Annotated in this window: 21 protein-coding genes; 19 read left to right on the top strand and 2 right to left on the bottom strand. The window is 59.1% G+C overall.

Annotated features, from left to right (window positions below):
• Positions 1 to 6: 6 nt before the first annotated feature.
• On the bottom strand, positions 7 to 390 hold the full coding sequence (clpS, locus tag AB4P92_RS26900) for an ATP-dependent Clp protease adapter ClpS (protein ID WP_042559854.1): 384 nt from the start codon (positions 388 to 390) through the stop codon (positions 7 to 9).
• 224 nt (positions 391 to 614) lie between these two features.
• On the opposite strand from clpS, the gene AB4P92_RS26895 reads away from it, so the two are divergent.
• A complete protein-coding gene (locus AB4P92_RS26895; protein WP_395598437.1) occupies positions 615 to 896 on the top strand; it encodes a cold shock domain-containing protein in 282 nt (93 codons plus the stop codon).
• An 81-nt stretch (positions 897 to 977) separates the two neighbouring features.
• Here the strand turns inward: AB4P92_RS26895 and icd are convergent, their stop codons facing one another.
• Positions 978 to 2234 (bottom strand): NADP-dependent isocitrate dehydrogenase, encoded by a 1257-nt coding sequence (gene icd / locus AB4P92_RS26890; RefSeq protein WP_042559856.1) that lies wholly within the window; start codon positions 2232 to 2234, stop codon positions 978 to 980.
• A 481-nt stretch (positions 2235 to 2715) separates the two neighbouring features.
• Here icd and AB4P92_RS26885 point away from each other — a divergent pair, with 481 nt between their 5' ends.
• The 18 genes from AB4P92_RS26885 to nuoJ all read left to right on the top strand — a co-directional run bounded on the left by AB4P92_RS26885 (position 2716) and on the right by nuoJ (position 23738).
• Complete coding sequence (locus AB4P92_RS26885) at positions 2716 to 4941, top strand: NADP-dependent isocitrate dehydrogenase (RefSeq protein WP_261736164.1); 2226 nt, start codon at positions 2716 to 2718, stop codon at positions 4939 to 4941.
• Positions 4942 to 5143: 202 nt separating this feature from the next.
• Positions 5144 to 5590, top strand: a complete 447-nt coding sequence (locus tag AB4P92_RS26880; protein ID WP_042559858.1) for an NUDIX hydrolase — start codon at positions 5144 to 5146, stop codon at positions 5588 to 5590.
• Positions 5591 to 5649: 59 nt separating this feature from the next.
• On the top strand, positions 5650 to 6774 hold the full coding sequence (mnmA, locus tag AB4P92_RS26875; protein ID WP_261736163.1) for a tRNA 2-thiouridine(34) synthase MnmA: 1125 nt from the start codon (positions 5650 to 5652) through the stop codon (positions 6772 to 6774).
• Complete coding sequence (hflD, locus tag AB4P92_RS26870; RefSeq protein WP_042559860.1) at positions 6771 to 7394, top strand: high frequency lysogenization protein HflD; 624 nt, start codon at positions 6771 to 6773, stop codon at positions 7392 to 7394. Before mnmA ends, hflD begins: the two co-directional genes overlap by 4 nt.
• 126 nt (positions 7395 to 7520) lie before the next feature.
• Positions 7521 to 8891, top strand: coding sequence for an adenylosuccinate lyase (purB, locus tag AB4P92_RS26865; protein WP_042559861.1), 1371 nt, complete (start codon positions 7521 to 7523; stop codon positions 8889 to 8891).
• A gap of 86 nt (positions 8892 to 8977) precedes the next feature.
• Positions 8978 to 10147, top strand: coding sequence for a cupin domain-containing protein (locus AB4P92_RS26860; RefSeq protein WP_200611746.1), 1170 nt, complete (start codon positions 8978 to 8980; stop codon positions 10145 to 10147).
• Positions 10140 to 10565, top strand: coding sequence for a GNAT family N-acetyltransferase (locus AB4P92_RS26855; protein WP_042559863.1), 426 nt, complete (start codon positions 10140 to 10142; stop codon positions 10563 to 10565). The genes AB4P92_RS26860 and AB4P92_RS26855 overlap by 8 nt, the downstream gene beginning before the upstream one ends.
• Before the next feature lie 244 nt (positions 10566 to 10809).
• Positions 10810 to 11562: a secretin N-terminal domain-containing protein gene (locus tag AB4P92_RS26850; RefSeq protein ID WP_395598436.1), complete on the top strand. Its 753-nt coding sequence runs from the start codon at positions 10810 to 10812 to the stop codon at positions 11560 to 11562.
• A 474-nt stretch (positions 11563 to 12036) separates the two neighbouring features.
• Entirely contained in the window at positions 12037 to 13362 is a 1326-nt protein-coding gene (aceA, locus tag AB4P92_RS26845) for an isocitrate lyase (RefSeq protein WP_010458877.1), read from the top strand.
• A 643-nt stretch (positions 13363 to 14005) separates the two neighbouring features.
• A complete protein-coding gene (locus AB4P92_RS26840; RefSeq protein ID WP_003223812.1) occupies positions 14006 to 14419 on the top strand; it encodes an NADH-quinone oxidoreductase subunit A in 414 nt (137 codons plus the stop codon).
• 10 nt (positions 14420 to 14429) lie between these two features.
• Positions 14430 to 15104 (top strand): NADH-quinone oxidoreductase subunit B family protein, encoded by a 675-nt coding sequence (locus tag AB4P92_RS26835; protein ID WP_042559865.1) that lies wholly within the window; start codon positions 14430 to 14432, stop codon positions 15102 to 15104.
• Positions 15105 to 15177: 73 nt separating this feature from the next.
• Positions 15178 to 16962, top strand: a complete 1785-nt coding sequence (gene nuoC / locus AB4P92_RS26830) for an NADH-quinone oxidoreductase subunit C/D (RefSeq protein ID WP_047302093.1) — start codon at positions 15178 to 15180, stop codon at positions 16960 to 16962.
• Positions 16963 to 16964: 2 nt separating this feature from the next.
• Entirely contained in the window at positions 16965 to 17462 is a 498-nt protein-coding gene (nuoE, locus tag AB4P92_RS26825; protein WP_042559867.1) for an NADH-quinone oxidoreductase subunit NuoE, read from the top strand.
• On the top strand, positions 17459 to 18814 hold the full coding sequence (nuoF, locus tag AB4P92_RS26820) for an NADH-quinone oxidoreductase subunit NuoF (protein ID WP_042559868.1): 1356 nt from the start codon (positions 17459 to 17461) through the stop codon (positions 18812 to 18814). Before nuoE ends, nuoF begins: the two co-directional genes overlap by 4 nt.
• A gap of 135 nt (positions 18815 to 18949) precedes the next feature.
• Complete coding sequence (nuoG, locus tag AB4P92_RS26815; RefSeq protein ID WP_042559869.1) at positions 18950 to 21664, top strand: NADH-quinone oxidoreductase subunit NuoG; 2715 nt, start codon at positions 18950 to 18952, stop codon at positions 21662 to 21664.
• Positions 21661 to 22668, top strand: a complete 1008-nt coding sequence (nuoH, locus tag AB4P92_RS26810) for an NADH-quinone oxidoreductase subunit NuoH (RefSeq protein WP_042559870.1) — start codon at positions 21661 to 21663, stop codon at positions 22666 to 22668. The genes nuoG and nuoH overlap by 4 nt, the downstream gene beginning before the upstream one ends.
• Before the next feature lie 11 nt (positions 22669 to 22679).
• Positions 22680 to 23228, top strand: coding sequence for an NADH-quinone oxidoreductase subunit NuoI (gene nuoI / locus AB4P92_RS26805; RefSeq protein ID WP_007920177.1), 549 nt, complete (start codon positions 22680 to 22682; stop codon positions 23226 to 23228).
• A gap of 9 nt (positions 23229 to 23237) precedes the next feature.
• Positions 23238 to 23738 carry an NADH-quinone oxidoreductase subunit J gene (nuoJ, locus tag AB4P92_RS26800; RefSeq protein WP_042559872.1) on the top strand — a complete coding sequence of 167 codons (501 nt, stop codon included), beginning with the start codon at positions 23238 to 23240 and terminating at the stop codon, positions 23736 to 23738.

The following is a 23738-nucleotide window of genomic DNA, read 5'->3' as shown; positions in this document are numbered from 1 at the left end:
CGGCGATTAACCGTCCTTCTCGATTTCACAGAGTAGCGGATGCTGGCTTTCCCTGGCGTACTGGTTGACCTGCATGGCCTTTGTCTCGGCGATGTCGCGGGTAAACACTCCACATACTGCCCGCCCTTCTGTATGGACGGCCAGCATGACCTTGGTCGCCAGCTCGCGATTCAGGTTAAAAAACACCTCGAGCACTTCGACGACGAAATCCATCGGTGTGTAGTCATCATTGAACAAAACCACCTTGTACATCGGCGGCGCCTGTAACGCAGGCTTTGCCTCCTGAACAGCAACGCCCGCCGAATCGTCGTCGCGCTCCTCCGGGTGATCCTTTTGGAGAGTCGGGCGATCCTGATTGAATGTTAGTCGAATCTGGCTGATTGCATGCATGGAAAGAAAGGTTCGTCAGTTGTGCAAATACAGTGGTGGGGGCGGTTGTCCACGTTTTCAACTCCGACTGCCCGGTCACCTTGACTATCGGGAAAACGGTGTTACAACCAATAGAGCCCACAGTGGGTAAAAAAGATCCGCGGAGTCAATTCTTTTAACGAATTAGATTGCGGATGACTTGGATGATACTCCAGCGATGGAGTCTGTTGCAGAGGGATTTGAGCATGGCTGTCGGCAAGGTGAAATGGTTCAACAATGCCAAGGGGTTCGGCTTCATTAATACTGACTCCCGCGAAGGTCGCGATGACGATGGCGAAGAAATCGATTTCTTTGCGCATTATTCCGCTATCGAGATGGAGGGTTACAAAACCCTCAAGGCAGGGCAGGTGGTGAAATTCGACATCGTGCAGGGCCCGAAAGGGTTGCATGCCGTGAAGATTGAAGCCGATGACGCCAAAAAAGAAACGACCCCCGTCGTCGCCAGAGAACAAAAGGTTACCAGTTGACGCACTAATACCTTCAGCCATAAAAAAACCGCCCGGCTCGATCATCTCGAGCGGGGCGGTTTTTGTTGCAGGGTGTTGCTGTTACATGTGCGAGATCAGCGCATCACCGAAGCCCGAAGACGAAACCAGCTTGGCGCCGTCCATCAGACGCTCGAAGTCATAGGTCACAGTCTTGGCGCTGATGGCGCCGTTGGTGCCCTTGATGATCAGATCCGCCGCCTCGGTCCAGCCCATGTGCCGCAGCATCATTTCTGCCGAAAGAATCAACGAACCCGGGTTGACCTGATCCTTGCCGGCATACTTCGGTGCTGTACCGTGGGTGGCTTCGAACATCGCCACGGTGTCGGACAGGTTGGCGCCCGGCGCAATACCGATACCGCCCACTTCCGCCGCGAGGGCGTCGGAGAGGTAATCACCGTTGAGGTTCAGGGTCGCGATCACATCGTATTCGGCCGGGCGCAGCAGGATCTGCTGGAGCATGGCGTCGGCGATGGCGTCTTTGACCACAACATTTTTGCCGGTTTTCGGGTTTTTGAACTGCATCCACGGGCCGCCGTCGAGCAGCGTCGCACCGAACTCTTCAGCCGCCACCTCATAGGCCCACTCTTTGAAGGCACCTTCGGTGAACTTCATGATGTTGCCTTTGTGCACGATGGTCAGCGAATCGCGGTCGTTGTCGACCACGTATTGCAGAGCCTTGCGCGCCAGACGCTTGGTACCCTCCAGGGAAACCGGCTTGACGCCGATGCCGCAGTTTTCGTCGAAACGGATCTTGGTGACGCCCATTTCTTCTTTAAGGAATTTGATGACCTTGGTCGCTTCCGGCGAACCGGCCTTCCACTCGATACCGGCGTAGATGTCTTCGGAGTTCTCGCGGAAAATCGTCATGTCGACGTCGCCAGGCTTTTTCACCGGGCTTGGCACGCCTTCGAACCAGCGCACCGGGCGCAGGCAGACGTAGAGGTCGAGTTGCTGACGCAGGGCCACGTTCAGCGAGCGGATGCCGCCACCGACCGGGGTGGTCAGCGGGCCCTTGATGGAAACCACGTAATCCTTGACTGCGTCCAGGGTTTCCTGAGGCAGCCAGGTGTCCTGATCGTAAACCTGAGTGGCTTTTTCCCCGGCGTAGACTTCCATCCAGGAAATCTTGCGCTTGCCGCCGTATGCCTTTTGAACTGCAGCATCGACAACCTTGATCATCACCGGACTGATGTCTACACCAATGCCGTCACCTTCGATGAAGGGGATGATCGGGTTATCAGGAACATTGAGAGAATGGTCTGCATTGACGGAGATTTTGTCGCCGACGGCTGGAACCTGAATCTTCTTGTAACCCATGCTGAACTCCATTGTTTGGATTGAACATCTGGCTTGGTTCGAGCGTAACCCAGTTAAATCAACACGCAAACCCTCTGTTCGCGGCACAGGCACATCTGGTTTCGTACAAGCCTGAAAGCAAAGGGAAAAGCGCCAAACTCAAGCATTCGCGACGACTCTACGCCCCACCCTGCCCTGCGACCTTTAGACCAATGGACGAGAATCGTTGCATATGAACCATCGGCAGATTGCCAGCTACCTATGTATAATGCCGCCCGCTGACCAAAGGGTCACGACGGCTGGCCTCTCTAGAACGAGACTTTCCGCCTGATTGGTCGGGTTGTTACCGCGGCCCGACTGCTTGACGCTCTACTGATGCACCCAACATCACCGCGAAGAATCTCGACATTCGGTTCATGGATGACTTTGAACGAACGCGCTTACCCGGCGCCCCTCGAGTTTCTGCGCACGCTTTAGCAAAGAAGAGAGAGTTAATCCGAATATGCCCACCCGCTCGAAGATCATCTATACCTTCACCGACGAAGCCCCAGCCCTCGCCACCTATTCCCTGCTGCCGATCATCGAGGCTTACACTGCCTCGGCCGATATCGCCGTGGAAACCCGCGATATCTCTCTTGCAGCGCGCATCCTGGCCAGCTTCCCCGAGCAACTGGGTGACAAAGCCGTAGCCGACCACCTCGCCGAACTGGGCGACCTGGCCGTTACGGCTGAAGCCAACATCATCAAGCTGCCGAACATCAGTGCTTCGGTTCCACAGCTGCAAGCCGCGATCAAAGAGCTGCAAGCTCAGGGTTACAACCTGCCGGACTACCCGGAAACCGTGACCAGCGACGCCGACAAAGACGCCAAGGCGCGTTACGACAAGATCAAGGGCAGCGCCGTAAACCCGGTTCTGCGCGAAGGCAACTCCGATCGTCGTGCACCGCTGTCGGTCAAGAACTATGCGCGCAAGCACCCGCACAAAATGGGCGCCTGGGCCAAAGACTCCAAATCCCACGTCGCTCACATGAGCACCGGCGATTTCTACGGCAGCGAAAAAGCTGCCCTGATCGACGCCGCTGACGCTGTGAAAATCGAGCTGATCGCCAAAGACGGTACCGCTACCGTCCTGAAAGAAAAAACCACCGTTCAGGCTGGCGAGATTCTCGACTGCGCCGTGATGAGCAAAAACGCCCTGCGTGCGTTCATCGCTGCTGAAATCGAAAGCGCCAAGGCTCAAGGCGTGCTGCTGTCGGTTCACCTGAAAGCGACCATGATGAAGGTCTCCGACCCGATCATGTTCGGCCAGATCGTTGCCGAGTTCTATAAAGACGCACTGACCAAGCACGCTGACGTGCTGGCCCAGATCGGCTTCAACCTGAACAACGGCATCGGCGATCTGTACGCTCGCATCAAAGCCCTGCCGACCGAGCAACAAGCGCAGATCGAGGCCGACATGGCAGCGGTCTACGCTGCTCGTCCGTCGCTGGCGATGGTCAACTCCGACAAAGGCATCACCAACCTGCACGTGCCGAGCGACGTTATCGTCGACGCCTCGATGCCAGCGATGATCCGTGACTCCGGCAAGATGTGGGGCACTGACGGTCAGTTGCACGACACCAAGGCTGTGATCCCGGATCGCTGCTACGCGACCATCTACCAGGCCGTGATCGAAGATTGCAAAGCCAATGGTGCTTTCGATCCGACCACCATGGGCAGCGTGCCAAACGTTGGCCTGATGGCTAAAAAAGCCGAAGAATACGGCTCCCACGACAAGACCTTCCAGATCAAGGCTGACGGCGTGGTTCGCGTGACCGACAGCAAAGGCACCCTGCTGATGGAACAGGCTGTTGAAGCCGGCGACATCTTCCGCATGTGCCAGACCAAAGACGCGCCGATCCAGGACTGGGTCAAACTGGCCGTCAACCGTGCTCGCGCCAGCAGCACTCCCGCTATTTTCTGGCTGGACCCAATGCGCGCTCACGATGGCGTAGTGATCGAGAAAGTTCAGGCTTACCTGAAGGATCACGACACCGCAGGTCTGGACATCCAGATCATGGCGCCGGTTGATGCCATGAAGTACACCCTGCAGCGCACCCGCGAAGGCAAGGACACCATTTCGGTGACTGGCAACGTACTGCGCGACTACCTGACCGACTTGTTCCCGATCATGGAACTGGGCACCAGCGCCAAGATGCTGTCGATCGTGCCGCTGATGAACGGCGGTGGCCTGTTCGAAACCGGCGCCGGCGGTTCGGCTCCGAAGCACGTGCAGCAACTGGTTGAAGAAAACTTCCTGCGCTGGGATTCGCTGGGTGAGTTCCTTGCCCTGGCAGCCTCGCTTGAGCATTTGGGTGTGAACTACAACAACCCGAAAGCGCTGGTGCTGTCCAAGACCCTGGATCAGGCCACTGGCCAGTTCCTCGACAATAACAAGTCGCCATCGCGCAAAGTCGGCAACATCGACAACCGCGGCAGCCACTTCTATCTCGCGATGTACTGGGCTCAGGCTCTGGCTGCCCAGACCGAAGACGCGGCACTGCAAGCGCAGTTCGCGACTCTGGCCAAGACTCTGACCGAGAACGAAGCAACCATCGTTGCCGAGCTCAACGCCGTTCAGGGCAAGCCAGTCGACATCGGCGGTTACTACCACGCCAATGCCGAGCTGATCAGCAAGGCCATGCGCCCAAGCGCAACCCTCAACGCGGCGATTGCTGCGCTGGTTTAAGGTTGTAGCGCTGTAAACAAACCCCGGCCTTGTGCCGGGGTTTGTGTTTCCGGATTTTATGATCACCATAAAACCCTGTGGGAGCTGGCTTGCCAGCGGTGACGGCTTATCATCCAACATGAAGGGTGACTGACCCACCGCTATCGCCAGCAAGCCAGCTCCCTCAGGGACTGGGTTTCAACCAATAGATTGAGGAAGATTTATGGAATGGCTCCCCCACATCACCGTCGCCACCATCGTCGAGGACAACGGTCGCTTTCTGATGGTTGAAGAGCACAAGGCCGGCCGCAACGTGCTCAACCAGCCCGCCGGTCATCTCGACCCTGACGAAACCCTGATCGATGCCGCCATTCGTGAAACCCTCGAAGAAACCGGCTGGGACGTCGAACCCACCGGCGTGGTCGGCATTTATCTGTACACCGCACCCAGCAACGGCGTGACCTACCAACGCATCTGCTTCGTCGCCAAAGCACTGAAACATCACCCGGATTATCAGCTCGACGACGGCATTGTCGGCGCCAAGTGGCTGACCCGCGACGAATTAATCGAGCAGCGCGAGCATTGGCGCAGCGAGCTGATCATCCGTTGCATCGATGATTATCTGGCCGGCCATCACTTCGGCCTCGAATTGATCCGCCCTTCTCTTTAGCCTTGAGGCCGCGAGCCTGATAGAATCGCGTCCTTTTTAAAGACACTCATTGAATCCCTATGCGTGATCCAGCCCCTTCTGACACATCCAAGAAGCGCGTCATTGTCGGCATGTCCGGCGGCGTGGACTCTTCCGTTTCCGCTCTCCTGCTGATCGAGCAGGGTTACGCGGTGGAAGGCCTGTTCATGAAGAACTGGGAAGAAGACGACGGAACGGAATACTGCACCGCCATGGACGACCTGGCGGATGCCCAGGCTGTCTGCGACAAGATCGGCATCAAGTTGCACACCGCCAACTTCGCTGCTGAGTACTGGGACAACGTGTTCGAGCACTTCCTGGCCGAATACAAGGCCGGGCGCACGCCGAACCCGGACATCCTGTGCAACCGCGAGATCAAGTTCAAGGCGTTCCTCGACTACGCCATGATGATCGGTGCCGACCTGATCGCCACCGGCCACTACGTGCGCCGCCGCGACATCGATGGCCGCACCGAGCTGCTCAAAGGCCTCGATGCCAACAAGGATCAAAGCTACTTCCTGCACGCCGTCGGCGGCGAACAGATCGCCAAGACCCTGTTCCCGGTCGGCGAACTGGAAAAACCTGAAGTCCGCGCAATTGCCGAGAAATACGAACTGGCGACCGCCAAGAAGAAGGATTCCACCGGAATCTGCTTCATCGGCGAACGGCGCTTCAGCGACTTCCTCAAGCAGTACCTGCCGGCACAGCCGGGCGAGATCAAGACCACCGAAGGCGAAGTCATCGGCCGTCACCACGGTTTGATGTATCACACCATCGGTCAGCGTCAGGGCCTGGGCATCGGCGGTCTGAAAGATGCCGGCGATGAGCCGTGGTACGTGCTGCGCAAAGATCTGGACAACAACGAACTGATCGTCGGCCAGGGCAACAACCATCCGTGGCTGTTCTCCAGCGCCCTGCTCGCCTCGGAAATCTACTGGGTCAACCCGGTCGACCTGAGCCAGCCTCGTCGCCTGACTGCCAAAGTGCGTTATCGCCAGAGCGATCAGGCCTGCACGCTGGAGCAGACTGCAACCGGCTACCGCGCCGTGTTCGATGAGCCGCAACGCGCGGTAACACCGGGCCAATCCGTGGTGTTCTATGACGGTGAAATCTGCCTCGGCGGCGGCGTGATCGAAGTCGCCGAGCCATGGAGTGGTCAGGCATGAGCCCGACTCAGGAGCAACTGACGGCGCTGGGCGGTGTATTTCTCGCCGCCGTGCTGGTCGACCGGATCGCCAAAAGCGGCCAGACCAGCGAAGCCGGCCTGACCTGCATGCTCGGCAGTCTGTTGGTACGCGACCCGAAAGACACGCTGGACGTGTACGGCGGCGACGACCTCAATCTGCGCGAAGGCTATCGCGCACTGATCGGCGCCCTTGAACGCGATCCGAGCACGTTGCAGCGCGAACCGTTGCGCTATGCCCTGTCGATGCTCGGTCTTGAGCGGCAACTGGCCAAGCGCGACGACATGCTCGATGCGATCGGCAAGCGTCTGCCGCAGATCCAGTCCCAGGTCGAGCATTTCGGCCCGGCGCACGAAAACGTCATTGCCGCATGCGGCGCGCTGTATCAGGACACCCTGAGCACGCTGCGCCAACGCATTCAGGTGCACGGCGACATGCGCAACCTGCAACAGCCGAGCAATGCCTCGAAGATTCGTGCCCTGCTGCTCGCCGGGATTCGCTCGGCGCGCCTGTGGCGTCAGCTCGGCGGCCATCGCTGGCAGCTGGTGATCAGCCGACGCAAGCTGCTCAAAGAGCTGTATCCGCTGATGCGCAGCGAGTAAATCGCCTGCAACAAACGCTTTGAAGTCTGTAACGCGTAATACGCCGGTCAGTTGGCAACGGACCGGCGGATTTTTTCATGTATGATACGCGCCCCATTTCGTTGCCCGACTGTCCGAGAACACCCCATGCAGCTTTCTTCGCTCACTGCGGTTTCCCCTGTTGACGGCCGCTACGCCGGCAAAACCCAGGCCCTGCGCCCGATTTTCAGCGAGTACGGTCTGATCCGTGCCCGTGTTCTGGTTGAAGTGCGCTGGCTCCAGCGCCTGGCCGCCCACGCCGGTATCCCTGAAGTGCCAGCGTTCTCCGCCGAAGCCAACGCCGTTCTCAATGAACTGGCTGAAAACTTCTCGCTGGAGCACGCCGAGCGCGTCAAAGAGATCGAGCGCACCACCAACCACGACGTCAAGGCGATCGAATACCTGCTCAAAGAGCAAGCCGCCAAACTGCCCGAGCTGGCCGCCGTCAGCGAATTCATCCACTTTGCCTGCACCAGCGAGGACATCAACAACCTGTCCCACGCCCTGATGCTGCGCGAAGGCCGTGACGATGTAATGCTGCCGCTGATGCGTCAGACCTGCGACGCCATCCGCGAGCTGGCAATCCGTTTCGCCGACGTGCCGATGCTGTCGCGCACCCACGGCCAACCAGCCTCCCCGACCACTCTGGGTAAAGAGCTGGCGAACGTGGTTTACCGCCTCGAGCGTCAAATCGCTCAAGTCGCTGCCGTTCCGCTGCTGGGCAAGATCAACGGCGCTGTCGGCAACTACAACGCTCACCTGTCGGCTTACCCGCAGATCGACTGGGAAGCCAACGCCCGCGCCTTCATCGAAGACGAGCTGGGTCTGGGTTTCAACCCGTACACCACGCAGATCGAACCGCACGACTACATCGCCGAGCTGTTCGACGCCATTGCGCGCTTCAACACTATTCTGATCGACTTCGACCGTGACATCTGGGGCTACATCTCCCTGGGTTACTTCAAGCAGCGCACCATCGCTGGCGAAATCGGTTCGTCGACCATGCCGCACAAGGTCAACCCGATCGACTTCGAAAACTCCGAAGGCAACCTGGGCATCGCCAACGCGCTGTTCCAGCACCTGGCGAGCAAACTGCCGATCTCCCGCTGGCAGCGCGACCTGACTGACTCCACCGTACTGCGTAACCTCGGTGTCGGCTTCGCCCACAGTGTGATCGCGTACGAAGCCAGCCTCAAAGGCATCAGCAAGCTTGAGCTGAATGCGCAGAAGATCGCCGCTGATCTGGACGCTTGCTGGGAAGTTCTGGCTGAGCCAATCCAGACCGTGATGCGTCGCTACAACATCGAAAACCCGTACGAGAAGCTGAAAGAATTGACCCGCGGCAAGGGCATCAGCCCTGAAGCGTTGCAGACTTTCATTGATGGTCTGGACATGCCAGCCGAAGCGAAAGCCGAGCTGAAACTGCTGACCCCGGCCAACTACATCGGTAACGCTGTAGCGCAAGCCAAACGCATCTGATTGACCGCTTGACCCGTTTGAGACGCCCGGCCGCGCCGGGCGTTTTTATTCCCGTCTGAAAAGTGCTTTTTTTCAATAGGTTACATATGAATTCCGATATTCCTCTTCAACTTCTGGGCGGCCTCACGGCGCGCGAATTCCTGCGCGACTACTGGCAGAAAAAGCCACTGCTGATCCGTCAGGCGATTCCTGACTTCGAAAGCCCGATCGACGCCGACGAACTGGCCGGCCTGGCCCTGGAAGAAGAAGTTGAATCGCGCCTGGTGATCGAGCACGGCGAGCGCCCATGGGAGCTGCGTCGCGGTCCGTTCGCTGAAGACGAATTCAGCAAATTGCCGGAAAAAGAGTGGACCCTGCTCGTTCAGGCAGTCGACCAGTTCGTGCCGGAAGTCAGCGAGTTGCTGGAAAGCTTCCGCTTTCTGCCGAGCTGGCGCGTCGACGACGTGATGATCAGTTACGCCGCACCAGGTGGCAGCGTTGGTCCGCACTTCGACAACTACGACGTGTTCCTGCTGCAAGGCCACGGCAAGCGCAACTGGAAAATCGGCCAGATGTGCGATTCCGAGAGCCCGCTGCTGCAACACGCGGACCTGCGCATCCTCGCTGAATTCGAACAGACTGAAGAGTGGGTTCTGGAACCGGGCGACATGCTTTACCTGCCGCCGCGCTTGGCCCACTGCGGCGTCGCCGTGGATAACTGCATGACCTACTCGGTCGGCTTCCGCGCACCAAGCGCGTCCGAAGTGCTGACCCACTTCACCGATTTCCTCAGCCAGTTCCTGACTGACGAAGAGCGCTACACCGATGCCGACGCGCAGCCAGCGGTCGATCCGCATCAGATTCAACACGACGCACTGGATCGCCTGAAGAGCCTGCTCGCCGAGCACATGAGCGACGAGCGCCTGTTGCTGACCTGGTTCGGCCAGTACATGACGGAGCCGCGCTACCCGGAACTGGTCGTCGGCCCGGAAGAAGTCGAAGAAGAAGACTTCCTCAGCGCCCTGCAGGATGGCGCCGTGTTGATTCGCAACCCAAGCGCACGTCTGGCGTGGTCGGAAGTCGATGACGATCTGCTGCTGTTCGCCAGCGGCCAGAGCCGTTACCTGCCGGGCAAACTGCGCGAGCTGCTGAAACTGATCTGCGCCGCCGATGCCTTGCATGTCGACAACCTCGGCGAGTGGCTGAACGACGAAGACGGTCGTGGCCTGTTGTGCGAGCTGGTCAAGCAAGGGAGCCTGGGGTTCGCCGATGAATAAGATTCGCGTACGTGTCGCAGATTGGCAAAAGGACATCGCCGAGATCCGCCGCATTCGTGAGACGGTATTTATCGCTGAGCAATCGGTGCCACCTGAGCTGGAGTGGGACGCGGATGACGCAAGCGCGGTGCATTTTCTGGCCTTTGAAGGCGACTTTCCGATCGGCACTGCGCGCCTGCTGCCCGACGGGCACATCGGCCGGGTGTCGGTGCTCAAAGACTGGCGCGGCATGAAGGTCGGTGATGCGCTGATGCAAGCGGTCATCGCTGAAGCTGAAGCGCGCGGTCTGAAGCAGCAGATGCTCAGCGCTCAGGTGCAGGCTACGGCGTTTTATGAGCGCCTGGGTTTCAGCCTGGTCAGTGAAGAGTTCCTGGAAGCAGGGATTCCGCACGTCGATATGGTTCGCCACTCGGCTTAAAACCGAGGCGCAGCCTTCGCGAGCAGGCTCGCTCCCACAGGGAACTTCAGTGGACACAGATTTTGTGTCAGGCAGAAAACCGCTGTGGGAGCGAGTATTAGCTCGCTAAGAGGCCATGAAGCACACTTTAAAACGCCCCGACATCCCACGATGCCGGGGCGTTTTGCTGTCTACGATTCAACTTGCCCCACCCCAGGCCGACAAACTGGCAATATCAAGCCTTTCGAAAGCGGAGATAACGGACATGTCCCTACGCACCCTGCTCACCACCCTGCTGCTCGGCTGCAGTTTTTCGGTGATGGCAGCCACAGAAGTCGTCCCCCTCAAGTACCGCACCAGCGCCGACATGCTGCCGATGGCGCAAGACTTCATCGGCAAGGACGGCCAGGTCAGCGCCTACGGCAACCAGTTGATCGTCAAAGCCGAGCCGGACAAGATCGAGGAACTCAAGGCGCTGATCACTCAGCTCGACACGGCGCCAAAACGCCTGCTGATCACCGTCGACACCAATGAAAACAACGGCCGTGGCGATGAAGGTTATTCGGTCAATGGTGCGAAGACCCGCATCATCAGCCGCAGCACCTCCAGCCGTGACGGCGGCGTCCAGCAAGTCCAGGCCACCGACGGCATGCCGGCGCTGATCCAGGTCGGCCAGAGCGTGCCGATCACCAGCAGCCAGAGCAACTCCTACGGCGATTACAGCAGCCAGACCGAGTACCGCAACGTCACCCAGGGTTTCTACGTCACCGCCAGCGTCACCGGCGACATCGTTCACGTGGCAATCACGACCAATCGCGACCGTATGAGCCAGGAACGTCCCGATGTAGTGAACGTGCAAAGTACCGACACAACCGTCAGCGGACGTCTCGGTGAGTGGATCACTCTGGCCGGCGTGAATCGCCAGACTCAGGCCGACAAACAGGGCCTGGCCCGCAGCTACTCGACTCAAGGCCGGGATGACATGACCTTGAAGGTAAAAGTCGAAGCCTTGGACTAAACCACCGAAAACTGACTGATTAGTCGTATTAGACGAAAGATGTAGTGCTTGAAAAAAAGCACTACAAAACGTTTGACGAGGCAAAAAAGCGAAGGCATGATGGCCTCGCTCCCGCTAATCAGAGGCCCTGGCAAGGGTCTTCGAAGCGATGTTCGCATCTACCCCGCGAACCGCTTCGTGTCTGTACCGCCCACAAGGTGTGTTTGACGAGGTTGCCGACTGGAACGAAGTTGTCCCGAGGGACGGAAGCGTAATTAGGTAACCCGGCTTCACGCTGTAGTTCGTACAAAGGCCCACGACGCCCGAATGCGCCCGCAGTCCGCCCTTACCTGCTCACTTCCCCTCGAGCCCATCGTTCATCCCGTCGCCTACCCCGCCGAATCCGACTTGACCGCCTAAGCTTCTGGTCAGCGAGCGCAGGAATTTTCCACCGCAGAACAACTTTTCATAAAAGACGCGACGAGGTTTATCTCCATGGCACTGACACGCGAACAGCAAATTGCAGCCCTCGAAAAAGACTGGGCTGAAAACCCGCGCTGGAAAGGCGTGACCCGCGCTTACTCCGCTGCTGACGTCGTCCGCCTGCGTGGCTCGGTTCAACCTGAGCACACTTTTGCAAAACTCGGCGCCGAGAAGCTGTGGAACCTGGTCACCCAGGGTGCCAAGCCGTCCTTCCGTCCAGACAAAGATTTCGTCAACTGCATGGGCGCCCTGACCGGCGGCCAGGCTGTTCAGCAGGTCAAGGCCGGTATCCAGGCCATTTACCTGTCCGGCTGGCAAGTCGCTGCGGACAACAACTCCGCAGAATCGATGTACCCGGACCAGTCGCTGTACCCGGTGGACTCGGTTCCAACCGTGGTCAAGCGCATCAACAACTCGTTCCGTCGTGCTGACCAGATCCAGTGGAAAGCCGGCAAAGGCCCGGGCGACGAAGGCTACATCGACTACTTCGCGCCGATCGTGGCTGACGCCGAAGCCGGTTTCGGCGGCGTGCTGAACGCTTACGAGCTGATGAAGAGCATGATCGAAGCAGGCGCCGCCGGCGTGCACTTCGAAGACCAACTGGCTTCCGTGAAAAAATGCGGCCACATGGGCGGCAAAGTACTGGTTCCTACTCAGGAAGCCGTACAGAAGCTGACCGCTGCACGTCTGGCTGCTGACGTTGCCGGTACACCGACCATCATTCTGGCGCGTACCGATGCGAACGCTGCTGACCTGCTGACTTCCGATTGCGACCCGTACGACCAGCCGTTCGTGACTGGCGAGCGTACTCAGGAAGGTTTCTACAAGGTTCGTGCCGGTCTGGACCAGGCAATCGCCCGTGGCCTGGCTTACGCACCGTACGCCGACCTGATCTGGTGCGAAACCGCCAAGCCGGATCTGGACGAAGCCCGTCGCTTTGCTGAAGCGATCAAAAAGGAATACCCGGACCAACTGCTGTCGTACAACTGCTCGCCTTCCTTCAACTGGAAGAAAAACCTGGACGACGCGACCATCGCCAAGTTCCAGCGCGAACTGTCCGCCATGGGCTACAAGCACCAGTTCATCACCCTGGCCGGCATTCACAACATGTGGCACAGCATGTTCAACCTGGCGCACGACTACGCCCGCAACGACATGACTGCCTACGTGAAGCTGCAAGAGCAGGAATTCGCTGACGCCTCCAAGGGTTACACCTTCGTGGCGCACCAGCAGGAAGTGGGCACCGGCTACTTCGACGACATGACTACCGTGATCCAAGGTGGCACGTCTTCGGTAACCGCGCTGACCGGTTCGACCGAAGAAGAACAGTTCCACTGATCGACTTCACTGAGTAAACGGCCGTTGCGCAACGATTAAAAGCTAACCGCAGCGCTGCACATCTGACGCCCCGACTGGTTCGGGGCGTTTTTTTTCGCCTGCGATTCCTCAAACGCCACAGACCTCTTGTGGGAGCGAGCCTGCTCGCGAAGGCGTTATGTCAGCTTGCCTACGCGGCGATTGACCCACCGCCTTCGCGAGCAGGCTCGCTCCCACAGGTGTCGCCTTCAGCCTGCAAGACAAAACATTGATCCAGATCGGCATTCGCGCCAGGAAAATCAGCTAAAACGGACGCCGCCGCTACTTGCAGTAATGGGTATATAAGACAACTTCCCAACGACTGCGCCGCTAAATAGTTACAAAACCATCCCAAACGATATTAATTATCATTCAGTCACAACTATGTTCGTTACATCCACGACAAAACATTATTCATTGAAACCCGGCTAATGCCCGCAACGCATGGGCCTCAGGGCATTCGAGGTGCGCTATGTCCTTATTCCAATAAATAATTTCGCTATAGGAATTTTACTTGCTGGGTGTTTAGCCATAAAATCAGCGCGATTGATTGCTGCGACATATCGTCACTGCCTATTTCTTTATCAAGCTCAGAGACCTTTGCTCTCTGTTAAGGATTACCAGCATGCCCGAAGCGACAGGACTCATGGCCCACAACTGGGGCTTTGCCATTTTCCTTTTGGGTGTCGTCGGCCTGTGTGCCTTCATGCTTGGTGTCTCCAGCCTCCTTGGGTCAAAAGCCTGGGGCCGCAGCAAAAACGAGCCGTTCGAGTCGGGCATGCTACCTACCGGTGGCGCCCGCTTGCGGCTCTCAGCCAAATTCTATCTGGTCGCGATGCTCTTCGTGATCTTCGATATCGAAGCCCTTTTTCTCTTTGCATGGTCTGTGTCCGTCCGCGAAAGCGGCTGGACCGGATTCGTCGAAGCTCTCGTTTTCATAGCAATTCTGTTGGCAGGTCTTGTCTACCTGTTCCGAGTGGGCGCCCTTGACTGGGCTCCGGAAGCTCGTCGCAAGCGGCAGGCGAAGCTGAAACAATGAGGCTTTGGCAATGCAATACAATCTCACCAGGATCGACCCCGATGCTCCTAACGATCAGTACCCGATCGGCGAACGGGAAACCGTTTCCGATCCGTTAGAGGATCAAGTTCACAAAAACATTTTCATGGGCAAGCTCGAAGACGTGCTGAGTGGCGCGGTCAACTGGGGACGTAAAAACTCCCTGTGGCCGTACAACTTCGGCCTGTCGTGCTGCTACGTGGAAATGACCACCGCCTTCACGGCGCCCCACGACATCGCGCGCTTTGGCGCCGAAGTTATCCGGGCATCGCCGCGTCAGGCCGACTTCATGGTTATCGCCGGTACCTGCTTCATCAAGATGGCGCCGATCATTCAGCGTCTCTATGAGCAAATGCTCGAACCGAAATGGGTTATCTCCATGGGTTCGTGCGCCAACTCCGGCGGCATGTACGACATCTACTCTGTGGTTCAAGGGGTGGACAAGTTCCTGCCGGTGGACGTCTACGTACCTGGCTGCCCGCCCCGTCCAGAAGCATTTCTGCAAGGCTTGATGCTGTTGCAGGAATCGATTGGCAAGGAGCGTCGCCCGCTTTCCTGGGTCGTTGGTGATCAAGGCGTTTATCGCGCCGACATGCCTTCGCAGAAGGAACAGCGCCGCGAACAGCGAATCGCAGTGACCAACCTGCGCAGCCCTGACGAAGTCTGATCCAGATCTGTTCTTACCAAGAAACGAGAAGCTGGCTTCATTCTTTACGTTGACCGAAAGCGAAAAAATAACCATGACTACAGGCAGCGCTCTGTACATCCCGCCTTATAAGGCAGACGACCAGGATGTGGTCGTTGAATTGAACAACCGTTTTGGCCCAGAGGCGTTCACCGCCCAGCCAACCCGCACCGGCATGCCGGTGCTGTGGGTGGCGCGTGCCAGACTCGTCGAAGTCCTGACTTTCCTGCGCAACCTGCCCAAGCCGTACGTCATGCTCTATGACCTGCACGGCGTGGACGAGCGTCTGCGCACCAAGCGTCAAGGTCTGCCATCGGACGCCGAGTTCACCGTGTTCTATCACCTCATGTCGCTTGAGCGTAATAGTGACGTGATGATCAAGGTCGCCTTGTCCGAGAGCGACCTGAGCTTACCGACCGTCACCAGCATCTGGCCGAACGCCAACTGGTACGAGCGTGAAGTCTGGGACATGTACGGCATCGACTTTAAAGGCCACCCGCACCTGTCGCGCATCATGATGCCGCCGACCTGGGAAGGTCACCCGCTGCGCAAGGACTTCCCGGCGCGCGCCACCGAATTCGATCCGTACAGCCTCAACCTCGCCAAGCAACAGCTTGAGGAAGAAGCCGCGCGCTTCCGTCCTGAAGACTGGGGCATGAAGCGTTCCGGCGTGAACGAGGACTACATGTTCCTCAACCTGGGCCCGAACCACCCTTCGGCTCACGGTGCCTTCCGTATCATTCTGCAACTGGACGGTGAAGAAATCGTCGACTGCGTTCCGGACATCGGCTACCACCACCGTGGCGCCGAGAAGATGGCCGAGCGTCAGTCCTGGCACAGCTTCATCCCGTACACCGACCGTATCGACTACCTCGGCGGCGTGATGAACAACCTGCCGTACGTGCTCTCGGTCGAGAAGCTGGCCGGCATCAAGGTGCCCGAGAAGGTCGACGTCATCCGCATCATGATGGCCGAGTTCTTCCGGATCACCAGCCACCTGCTGTTCCTGGGTACTTATATCCAGGACGTTGGCGCAATGACGCCGGTGTTCTTCACCTTCACCGACCGCCAGAAGGCGTACACGGTGATCGAAGCCATTACCGGTTTCCGTCTGCACCCGGCCTGGTACCGCATCGGTGGCGTTGCCCACGACCTGCCGCGCGGTTGGGAAAAACTGGTGAAAGACTTCGTTGAATGGCTGCCAAAACGCCTCGACGAATACACCAAGGCTGCCCTGCAGAACAGCATCCTCAAGGGTCGTACCATCGGCGTTGCCGCCTACAACACCAAAGAGGCCCTGGAATGGGGCGTCACCGGTGCCGGCCTGCGTTCGACCGGTTGCGATTTCGACCTGCGTAAAGCGCGTCCGTACTCGGGCTACGAGAACTTCGAGTTCGAAGTGCCGCTGGCCGCCAACGGCGATGCCTACGACCGCTGCATGGTGCGCGTTGAAGAAATGCGCCAGAGCATCAAGATCATCGACCAGTGCATGCGCAACATGCCGGAAGGCCCGTACAAGGCGGATCACCCGCTGACCACGCCGCCGCCCAAAGAGCGCACGCTGCAGCACATCGAAACCTTGATCACGCACTTCCTGCAAGTTTCGTGGGGCCCGGTCATGCCGGCCAACGAATCCTTCCAGATGATCGAAGCGACCAAGGGCATCAACAGTTATTACCTGACGAGCGACGGCGGCACCATGAGCTACCGTACCCGGATCCGCACTCCAAGCTTCCCGCATCTGCAACAGATCCCTTCGGTGATCAAAGGCAGCATGGTCGCGGACTTGATTGCGTACCTGGGTAGTATCGACTTCGTTATGGCCGACGTGGACCGCTAAGCATGAACAGCACGCTTATCCAGACAGACCGTTTCACCTTGAGTGAAACCGAGCGCTCGGCCATCGAGCACGAGCTGCATCACTACGAAGACCCGCGCGCGGCGTCGATCGAAGCCCTGAAGATCGTTCAGAAAGAACGTGGCTGGGTGCCGGATGGCGCCCTGTACGCCATCGGCGAGATGCTCGGCATCCCGGCCAGCGACGTTGAAGGTGTGGCGACGTTCTATAGCCAGATCTTCCGTCAGCCTGTCGGCCGTCACATCATTCGCGTTTGCGACAGCATGGTCTGCTACATCGGTGGCCACGAGTCGGTGGTCAGCGAAATCCAGAACAATCTGGGCATCGGCCTGGGTCAGACCACCACCGACGGTCGTTTCACCCTGCTGCCTGTCTGCTGCCTCGGCAACTGCGACAAGGCACCGGCGCTGATGATCGACGACGACACCTTTGGTGATGTGCAGCCTGCTGGCGTCGCCAAACTGCTCGAGGGCTACGTATGACCCTGACATCTTTCGGTCCTGCCAACCGCATTCAGCGGTCGGCCGAGACCCACCCCCTGACCTGGCGTCTGCGTGACGACGGCGAGGCCGTGTGGCTCGACGAGTACCAGGCCAAGAACGGTTACGCCGCAGCGCGCAAAGCCTTCGCCGACATGAGCCAGGACGACATCGTCCAGACCGTGAAAGACGCAGGCCTCAAAGGTCGCGGCGGTGCTGGCTTCCCCACGGGCGTCAAGTGGGGCCTGATGCCCAAGGACGAATCCATCAACATCCGCTACCTGCTGTGCAACGCGGATGAAATGGAGCCGAACACCTGGAAAGACCGCATGCTGATGGAGCAACTGCCCCATCTGCTGATCGAAGGCATGCTGATCAGCGCGCGTGCGCTGAAAACCTACCGTGGCTATATCTTCCTGCGTGGCGAGTACACCACCGCCGCCAAGCACCTCAACCGTGCAGTGGAAGAAGCCAAGGCTGCTGGCCTGCTGGGCAAGAACATTCTGGGCTCAGGCTTCGATTTCGAGCTGTTCGTCCACACCGGCGCCGGGCGTTACATCTGCGGTGAAGAAACCGCACTGATCAACTCCCTCGAAGGCCGCCGCGCCAACCCGCGCTCCAAGCCGCCCTTCCCTGCCGCCGTCGGCGTCTGGGGCAAGCCGACTTGCGTGAACAACGTGGAAACCCTGTGCAACGTGCCGGCGATCATTGCCGACGGCGTTGACTGGTACAAATCGTTGGCTCGCGAAGGCTCTGAAGACATGGGCACCAAGCTCATGGGCTTCTCCGGCAAGGTCAAAAATCCGGGCCTGTGGGAATTGCCATTCGGCGTCACCGGTCGCGAGTTGTTCGAAGACTACGCCGGCGGCATGCGCGACGGTTTCAAACTCAAGGCCTGGCAGCCAGGCGGGGCCGGTACCGGTTTCCTCCTGCCAGAACACCTCGACGCACAAATGTACGCCGGCGGCATTGCCAAAGTAGGCACCCGTATGGGTACCGGTCTGGCCATGGCGGTGGATGACAGCGTCAACATGGTCTCGCTGCTGCGCAACATGGAGCAGTTCTTCGCCCGCGAATCCTGCGGTTTCTGCACCCCGTGCCGCGATGGTTTGCCATGGAGCGTCAAGCTCTTGATGGCCATCGAACAGGGCAAGGGTCAACCAGGCGACATCGAGACCCTGCTGGGTCTGGTCGGTTTCCTCGGCCCGGGCAAAACCTTCTGTGCTCACGCACCGGGTGCCGTGGAGCCGTTGGGCAGTGCCATCAAATACTTCCGTCCAGAGTTCGAAGCCGGTATCGCGCCTGCAAGCGCCGCCGTCCCGCCTCTGGCAAGGCCGATCGTAATCGGCGCGTAAACGCTTAAAAGGCGAAGGGTCCGTGCCCTTCGCCTTTCGTCCGATGACGCCTTTCGGGGCTGACTGGATTCGGACGGATAACAAGATTCCATTAGCCACGCCCGCTGACACCGGGCCAACGAAGACCTTTGAACCATGGCCACTATCCACGTAGACGGCAAAGCGCTCGAAGTCGACGGGGCAGACAACCTGTTACAGGCATGTCTGTCGCTGGGCCTCGACATTCCATATTTCTGCTGGCACCCCGCGCTAGGTAGCGTCGGGGCCTGCCGCCAGTGCGCGGTCAAGCAGTACACCGACGAGAACGACACCCGTGGTCGCATCGTCATGTCCTGCATGACGCCCGCCACCGACAACACCTGGATCTCCATCGACGATGATGAGTCCAAGGCATTCCGCGCCAGTGTTGTCGAATGGCTGATGACCAACCACCCGCACGACTGCCCAGTCTGTGAGGAAGGCGGTCACTGCCACCTGCAAGACATGACAGTGATGACCGGCCACAACGAGCGCCGTTATCGCTTCACCAAACGTACTCACCAGAATCAGCAACTGGGCCCGTTCATTTCCCACGAAATGAACCGCTGCATCGCTTGCTACCGCTGCGTGCGTTTCTATAAAGACTACGCTGGCGGCACCGACCTCGGTGTGTTCGGCGCCCACGACAACGTGTACTTCGGTCGCGTCGAAGATGGCACCCTCGAAAGCGAGTTCTCCGGCAACCTCACCGAGGTCTGCCCGACCGGGGTGTTCACCGACAAGACTCACTCCGAGCGCTACAACCGCAAGTGGGACATGCAGTTCTCGCCGAGCATCTGCCATGGCTGCTCGAGCGGTTGCAACATCTCTCCGGGCGAGCGTTACGGCGAACTGCGTCGCATCGAAAACCGTTTCAACGGTTCGGTGAACCAATACTTCCTGTGCGACCGTGGCCGTTTCGGTTATGGCTACGTCAACCGCACCGACCGTCCACGTCAGCCGCTGCTGGCCGACGGCACCAAGCTGAGCCTCGACGCTGCGCTGGATAAAGCCGCCGATCTGCTGCGCGGTCGCAACATCGTCGGTATCGGTTCGCCGCGTGCCAGCCTCGAAAGCAACTACGCGTTGCGTGAACTGGTAGGCGCCGAGCACTTCTACTCGGGTATCGAAGCGTCCGAACTGGAACGCATCCGCCTGGTCCTGCAAGTGCTGAATGACAGCCCGCTGCCAGTACCGAACATGCGTGACATCGAAGACCACGACGCCATCTTCGTGCTCGGTGAAGACCTGACCCAGACCGCCGCCCGTATGGCGTTGTCGCTGCGTCAGTCGGTCAAGGGCAAAGCCGAAGAAATGGCCGACGCCATGCGCGTCCAGCCATGGCTCGATGCCGCGGTGAAGAACATCGGTCAGCACGCGCTGAACCCGCTGTTCATTGCCAGCCTGGCTGAAACCAAGCTCGACGACATAGCCGAAGAATGCGTTCACGCAGCTCCGGACGATCTGGCGCGCATCGGTTTTGCTGTGGCTCACGCACTCGACGCCAGCGCACCGGCTGTTGAAGGCCTGGACGCTGAAGCGCTGGAACTGGCCAAGCGCATCGCTGATGCCCTGCTCGCCGCCAAGCGTCCGCTGATCATCGCCGGTACTTCGCTGGGTTCCAAAGCGCTGATCGAGGCTGCTGCCAATATCGCGAAGGCTCTGAAGCTGCGTGAGAAGAACGGTTCCATCAGCCTGATCGTGCCGGAAGCCAACAGCCTCGGTCTGGCCATGCTGGGTGGCGAATCGGTTGATGCTGCGCTGCAAGCAGTGATTGATGGCAAGGCCGACGCTATCGTCGTGCTGGAAAACGATCTCTACACCCGCACCGCCAAAGACAAGGTCGATGCAGCCCTGAACGCCGCGAAAGTGGTGATCGTCGCTGACCATCAGAAAACCGCTACCAGTGATCGCGCGCATCTGGTTCTGCCAGCCGCGAGCTTTGCTGAAGGCGACGGTACGCTGGTCAGCCAGGAAGGTCGCGCCCAGCGTTTCTTCCAGGTTTTCGATCCGCAATACCTGGACGCGAGCATTCTGGTGCACGAAGGCTGGCGCTGGCTGCACGCCCTGCGCGCCACCCTGCTGAATCAGCCAATCGACTGGACGCAACTCGACCACGTGACCGCTGCCGTTGCTTCGAGCACCGCGCAACTGGCGCGTATTGTCGACGCTGCACCGTCCGCGGCGTTCCGTATCAAAGGTCTGAAACTGGCGCGTGAGCCGCTGCGTTATTCCGGTCGCACCGCGATGCGCGCCGACATCAGCGTTCACGAACCACGCACCCCGCAAGACAAAGACACCGCGTTCGCCTTCTCCATGGAAGGTTACTCGGGCTCTGCCGAACCGCGTCAGCAAGTGCCGTTTGCATGGTCGCCGGGCTGGAACTCGCCGCAAGCCTGGAACAAGTTCCAGGACGAAGTCGGTGGTCACCTGCGCGCTGGCGATCCGGGCACCCGCCTGATCGAAAGCACTGGCGATTCGCTGAATTGGTTCGCTGCCGCGCCGCGTGCGTTCAACCCGATGCCGGGTACCTGGCAAGCCGTGCCGTTCTTCCACCTGTTCGGCAGCGAAGAAACCTCTTCGAAAGCCGCTCCGGTTCAGGAACGTATTCCAGCGGCTTATGTTGCACTGGCCAAGTCCGAAGCGGATCGCCTGGGCGTCAACGAAGGTGCGCTGCTGAGCCTGAACGTGGCAGGTCAGACCCTGCGTCTGCCGCTGCGCATCAATGAAGAACTGGGCGCAGGTCTGGTGGCATTGCCTGCGGGCATCGCCGGCATTCCACCGGCATTCGCCGGCGTATCCGTCGACGGTCTGCAGGAGGCAGCGCAATGACCTGGTTCACCCCTGAAGTGATCGATGTGATCCTGACGGTCGTCAAAGCCATCGTGATTCTGCTGGCCGTTGTGGTCGCGGGCGCGTTGCTCAGCTTTGTCGAACGTCGCCTGCTGGGCTGGTGGCAGGACCGTTACGGTCCGAACCGCGTTGGTCCGTTTGGTATGTTCCAGATCGCCGCCGACATGCTGAAGATGTTCTTCAAGGAAGACTGGACGCCACCGTTTGCCGACAAGGTGATTTTCACCCTGGCACCGGTTGTGGCCATGTCGGCCTTGCTGATTGCGTTCGCGATCATCCCGATCACCCCGACCTGGGGTGTCGCGGACCTGAACATCGGCCTGCTGTTCTTCTTCGCCATGGCCGGTCTGTCGGTCTACGCGGTGCTGTTCGCCGGCTGGTCGAGTAACAACAAGTTCGCCCTGCTGGGTGCCTTGCGTGCCTCGGCGCAGACTGTGTCCTACGAAGTGTTCATGGGCCTGGCCCTGATGGGCATCGTGGTGCAGGTCGGCTCGTTCAACATGCGCGACATCGTCGAGTACCAGGCGCAGAACCTGTGGTTCATCATTCCGCAGTTCTTCGGCTTCTGTACCTTCTTCATCGCTGGCGTCGCCGTGACTCACCGTCACCCGTTCGACCAGCCGGAAGCGGAACAGGAACTGGCTGACGGTTACCACATTGAATACGCTGGCATGAAATGGGGCATGTTCTTCGTTGGCGAATACATCGGCATCATCTTGATCTCGGCGCTGCTGGTCACCCTGTTCTTCGGTGGCTGGCACGGTCCGTTCGGCATCCTGCCGCAACTGTCGTTCCTGTGGTTCGCCCTGAAGACCGCGTTCTTCATCATGCTGTTCATCCTGCTGCGCGCCTCTATCCCGCGTCCGCGTTATGACCAGGTGATGGACTTCAGCTGGAAGTTCTGCCTGCCACTGACCCTGATCAATTTGCTGGTGACCGCTGCGGTTGTGTTGTTGAACACGCCCGCGGTTGCGGTTCAGTGAGGATTTGACCCATGTTCAAATATATTGGCGACATCGTTAAGGGTACCGGTACCCAGTTGCGCAGCCTGGTCATGGTCTTCGGCCATGGCTTTCGCAAGCGCGATACCCTGCAATACCCGGAAGAAGCGGTCTACCTGCCACCACGCTACCGTGGTCGCATCGTCCTGACCCGCGACCCCGATGGCGAAGAACGCTGCGTAGCCTGCAACCTGTGCGCCGTGGCGTGCCCGGTGGGTTGCATCTCGCTGCAGAAAGCTGAAACCGAAGACGGTCGCTGGTACCCGGACTTCTTCCGTATCAACTTCTCGCGCTGCATTTTCTGCGGCCTCTGCGAGGAAGCCTGTCCGACCACCGCAATCCAGTTGACTCCGGATTTCGAGATGGCCGAGTTCAAACGTCAGGACCTGGTGTACGAGAAAGAAGATCTGCTGATCTCCGGCCCCGGCAAAAACCCTGATTACAACTTCTATCGTGTTGCAGGTATGGCAATCGCTGGCAAGCCGAAAGGCTCCGCACAGAACGAAGCCGAACCGATCAACGTGAAGAGCTTGCTGCCTTAAGGAAGAACGATGGAATTCGCTTTCTATTTCGCATCGGGTATCGCTGTCGTGGCCACGCTACGTGTGGTCACCAACACCAACCCTGTGCACGCCCTGCTCTACCTGATCATCTCGTTGATCGCCGTGGCCATGACCTTCTTCGCCCTCGGCGCACCGTTCGCCGGTGTGCTGGAAGTTATCGCCTACGCTGGCGCCATCATGGTGCTGTTCGTGTTCGTGGTGATGATGCTCAACCTCGGCCCCGCCGCGGTTCAGCAGGAACGCGTCTGGCTCAAGCCCGGCATCTGGGCCGGGCCGGTGATTCTCGCCGGCCTGCTGCTGGCCGAATTGCTGTATGTGCTGTTCGCTCACCAGAGCGGCCAGGCCATCGGCCACACCACCGTCGATGCAAAAGCCGTGGGCATCAGCCTGTTCGGCCCGTATCTGCTGGTGGTCGAACTCGCCTCGATGCTGCTGCTTGCCGCAGCCGTCACGGCGTTCCATTTGGGCCGCAACGAGGCGACGGAGTAA

The organism is Pseudomonas sp. A0308 (assembly GCF_044218815.1).
In the GTDB taxonomy this organism is placed as follows: Bacteria; Pseudomonadota; Gammaproteobacteria; order Pseudomonadales; family Pseudomonadaceae; genus Aquipseudomonas; species Aquipseudomonas iridis.
The sequence above is the reverse complement of the archived record's forward strand: the minus strand, read 5'-3'. Positions and strand labels throughout refer to the sequence as shown.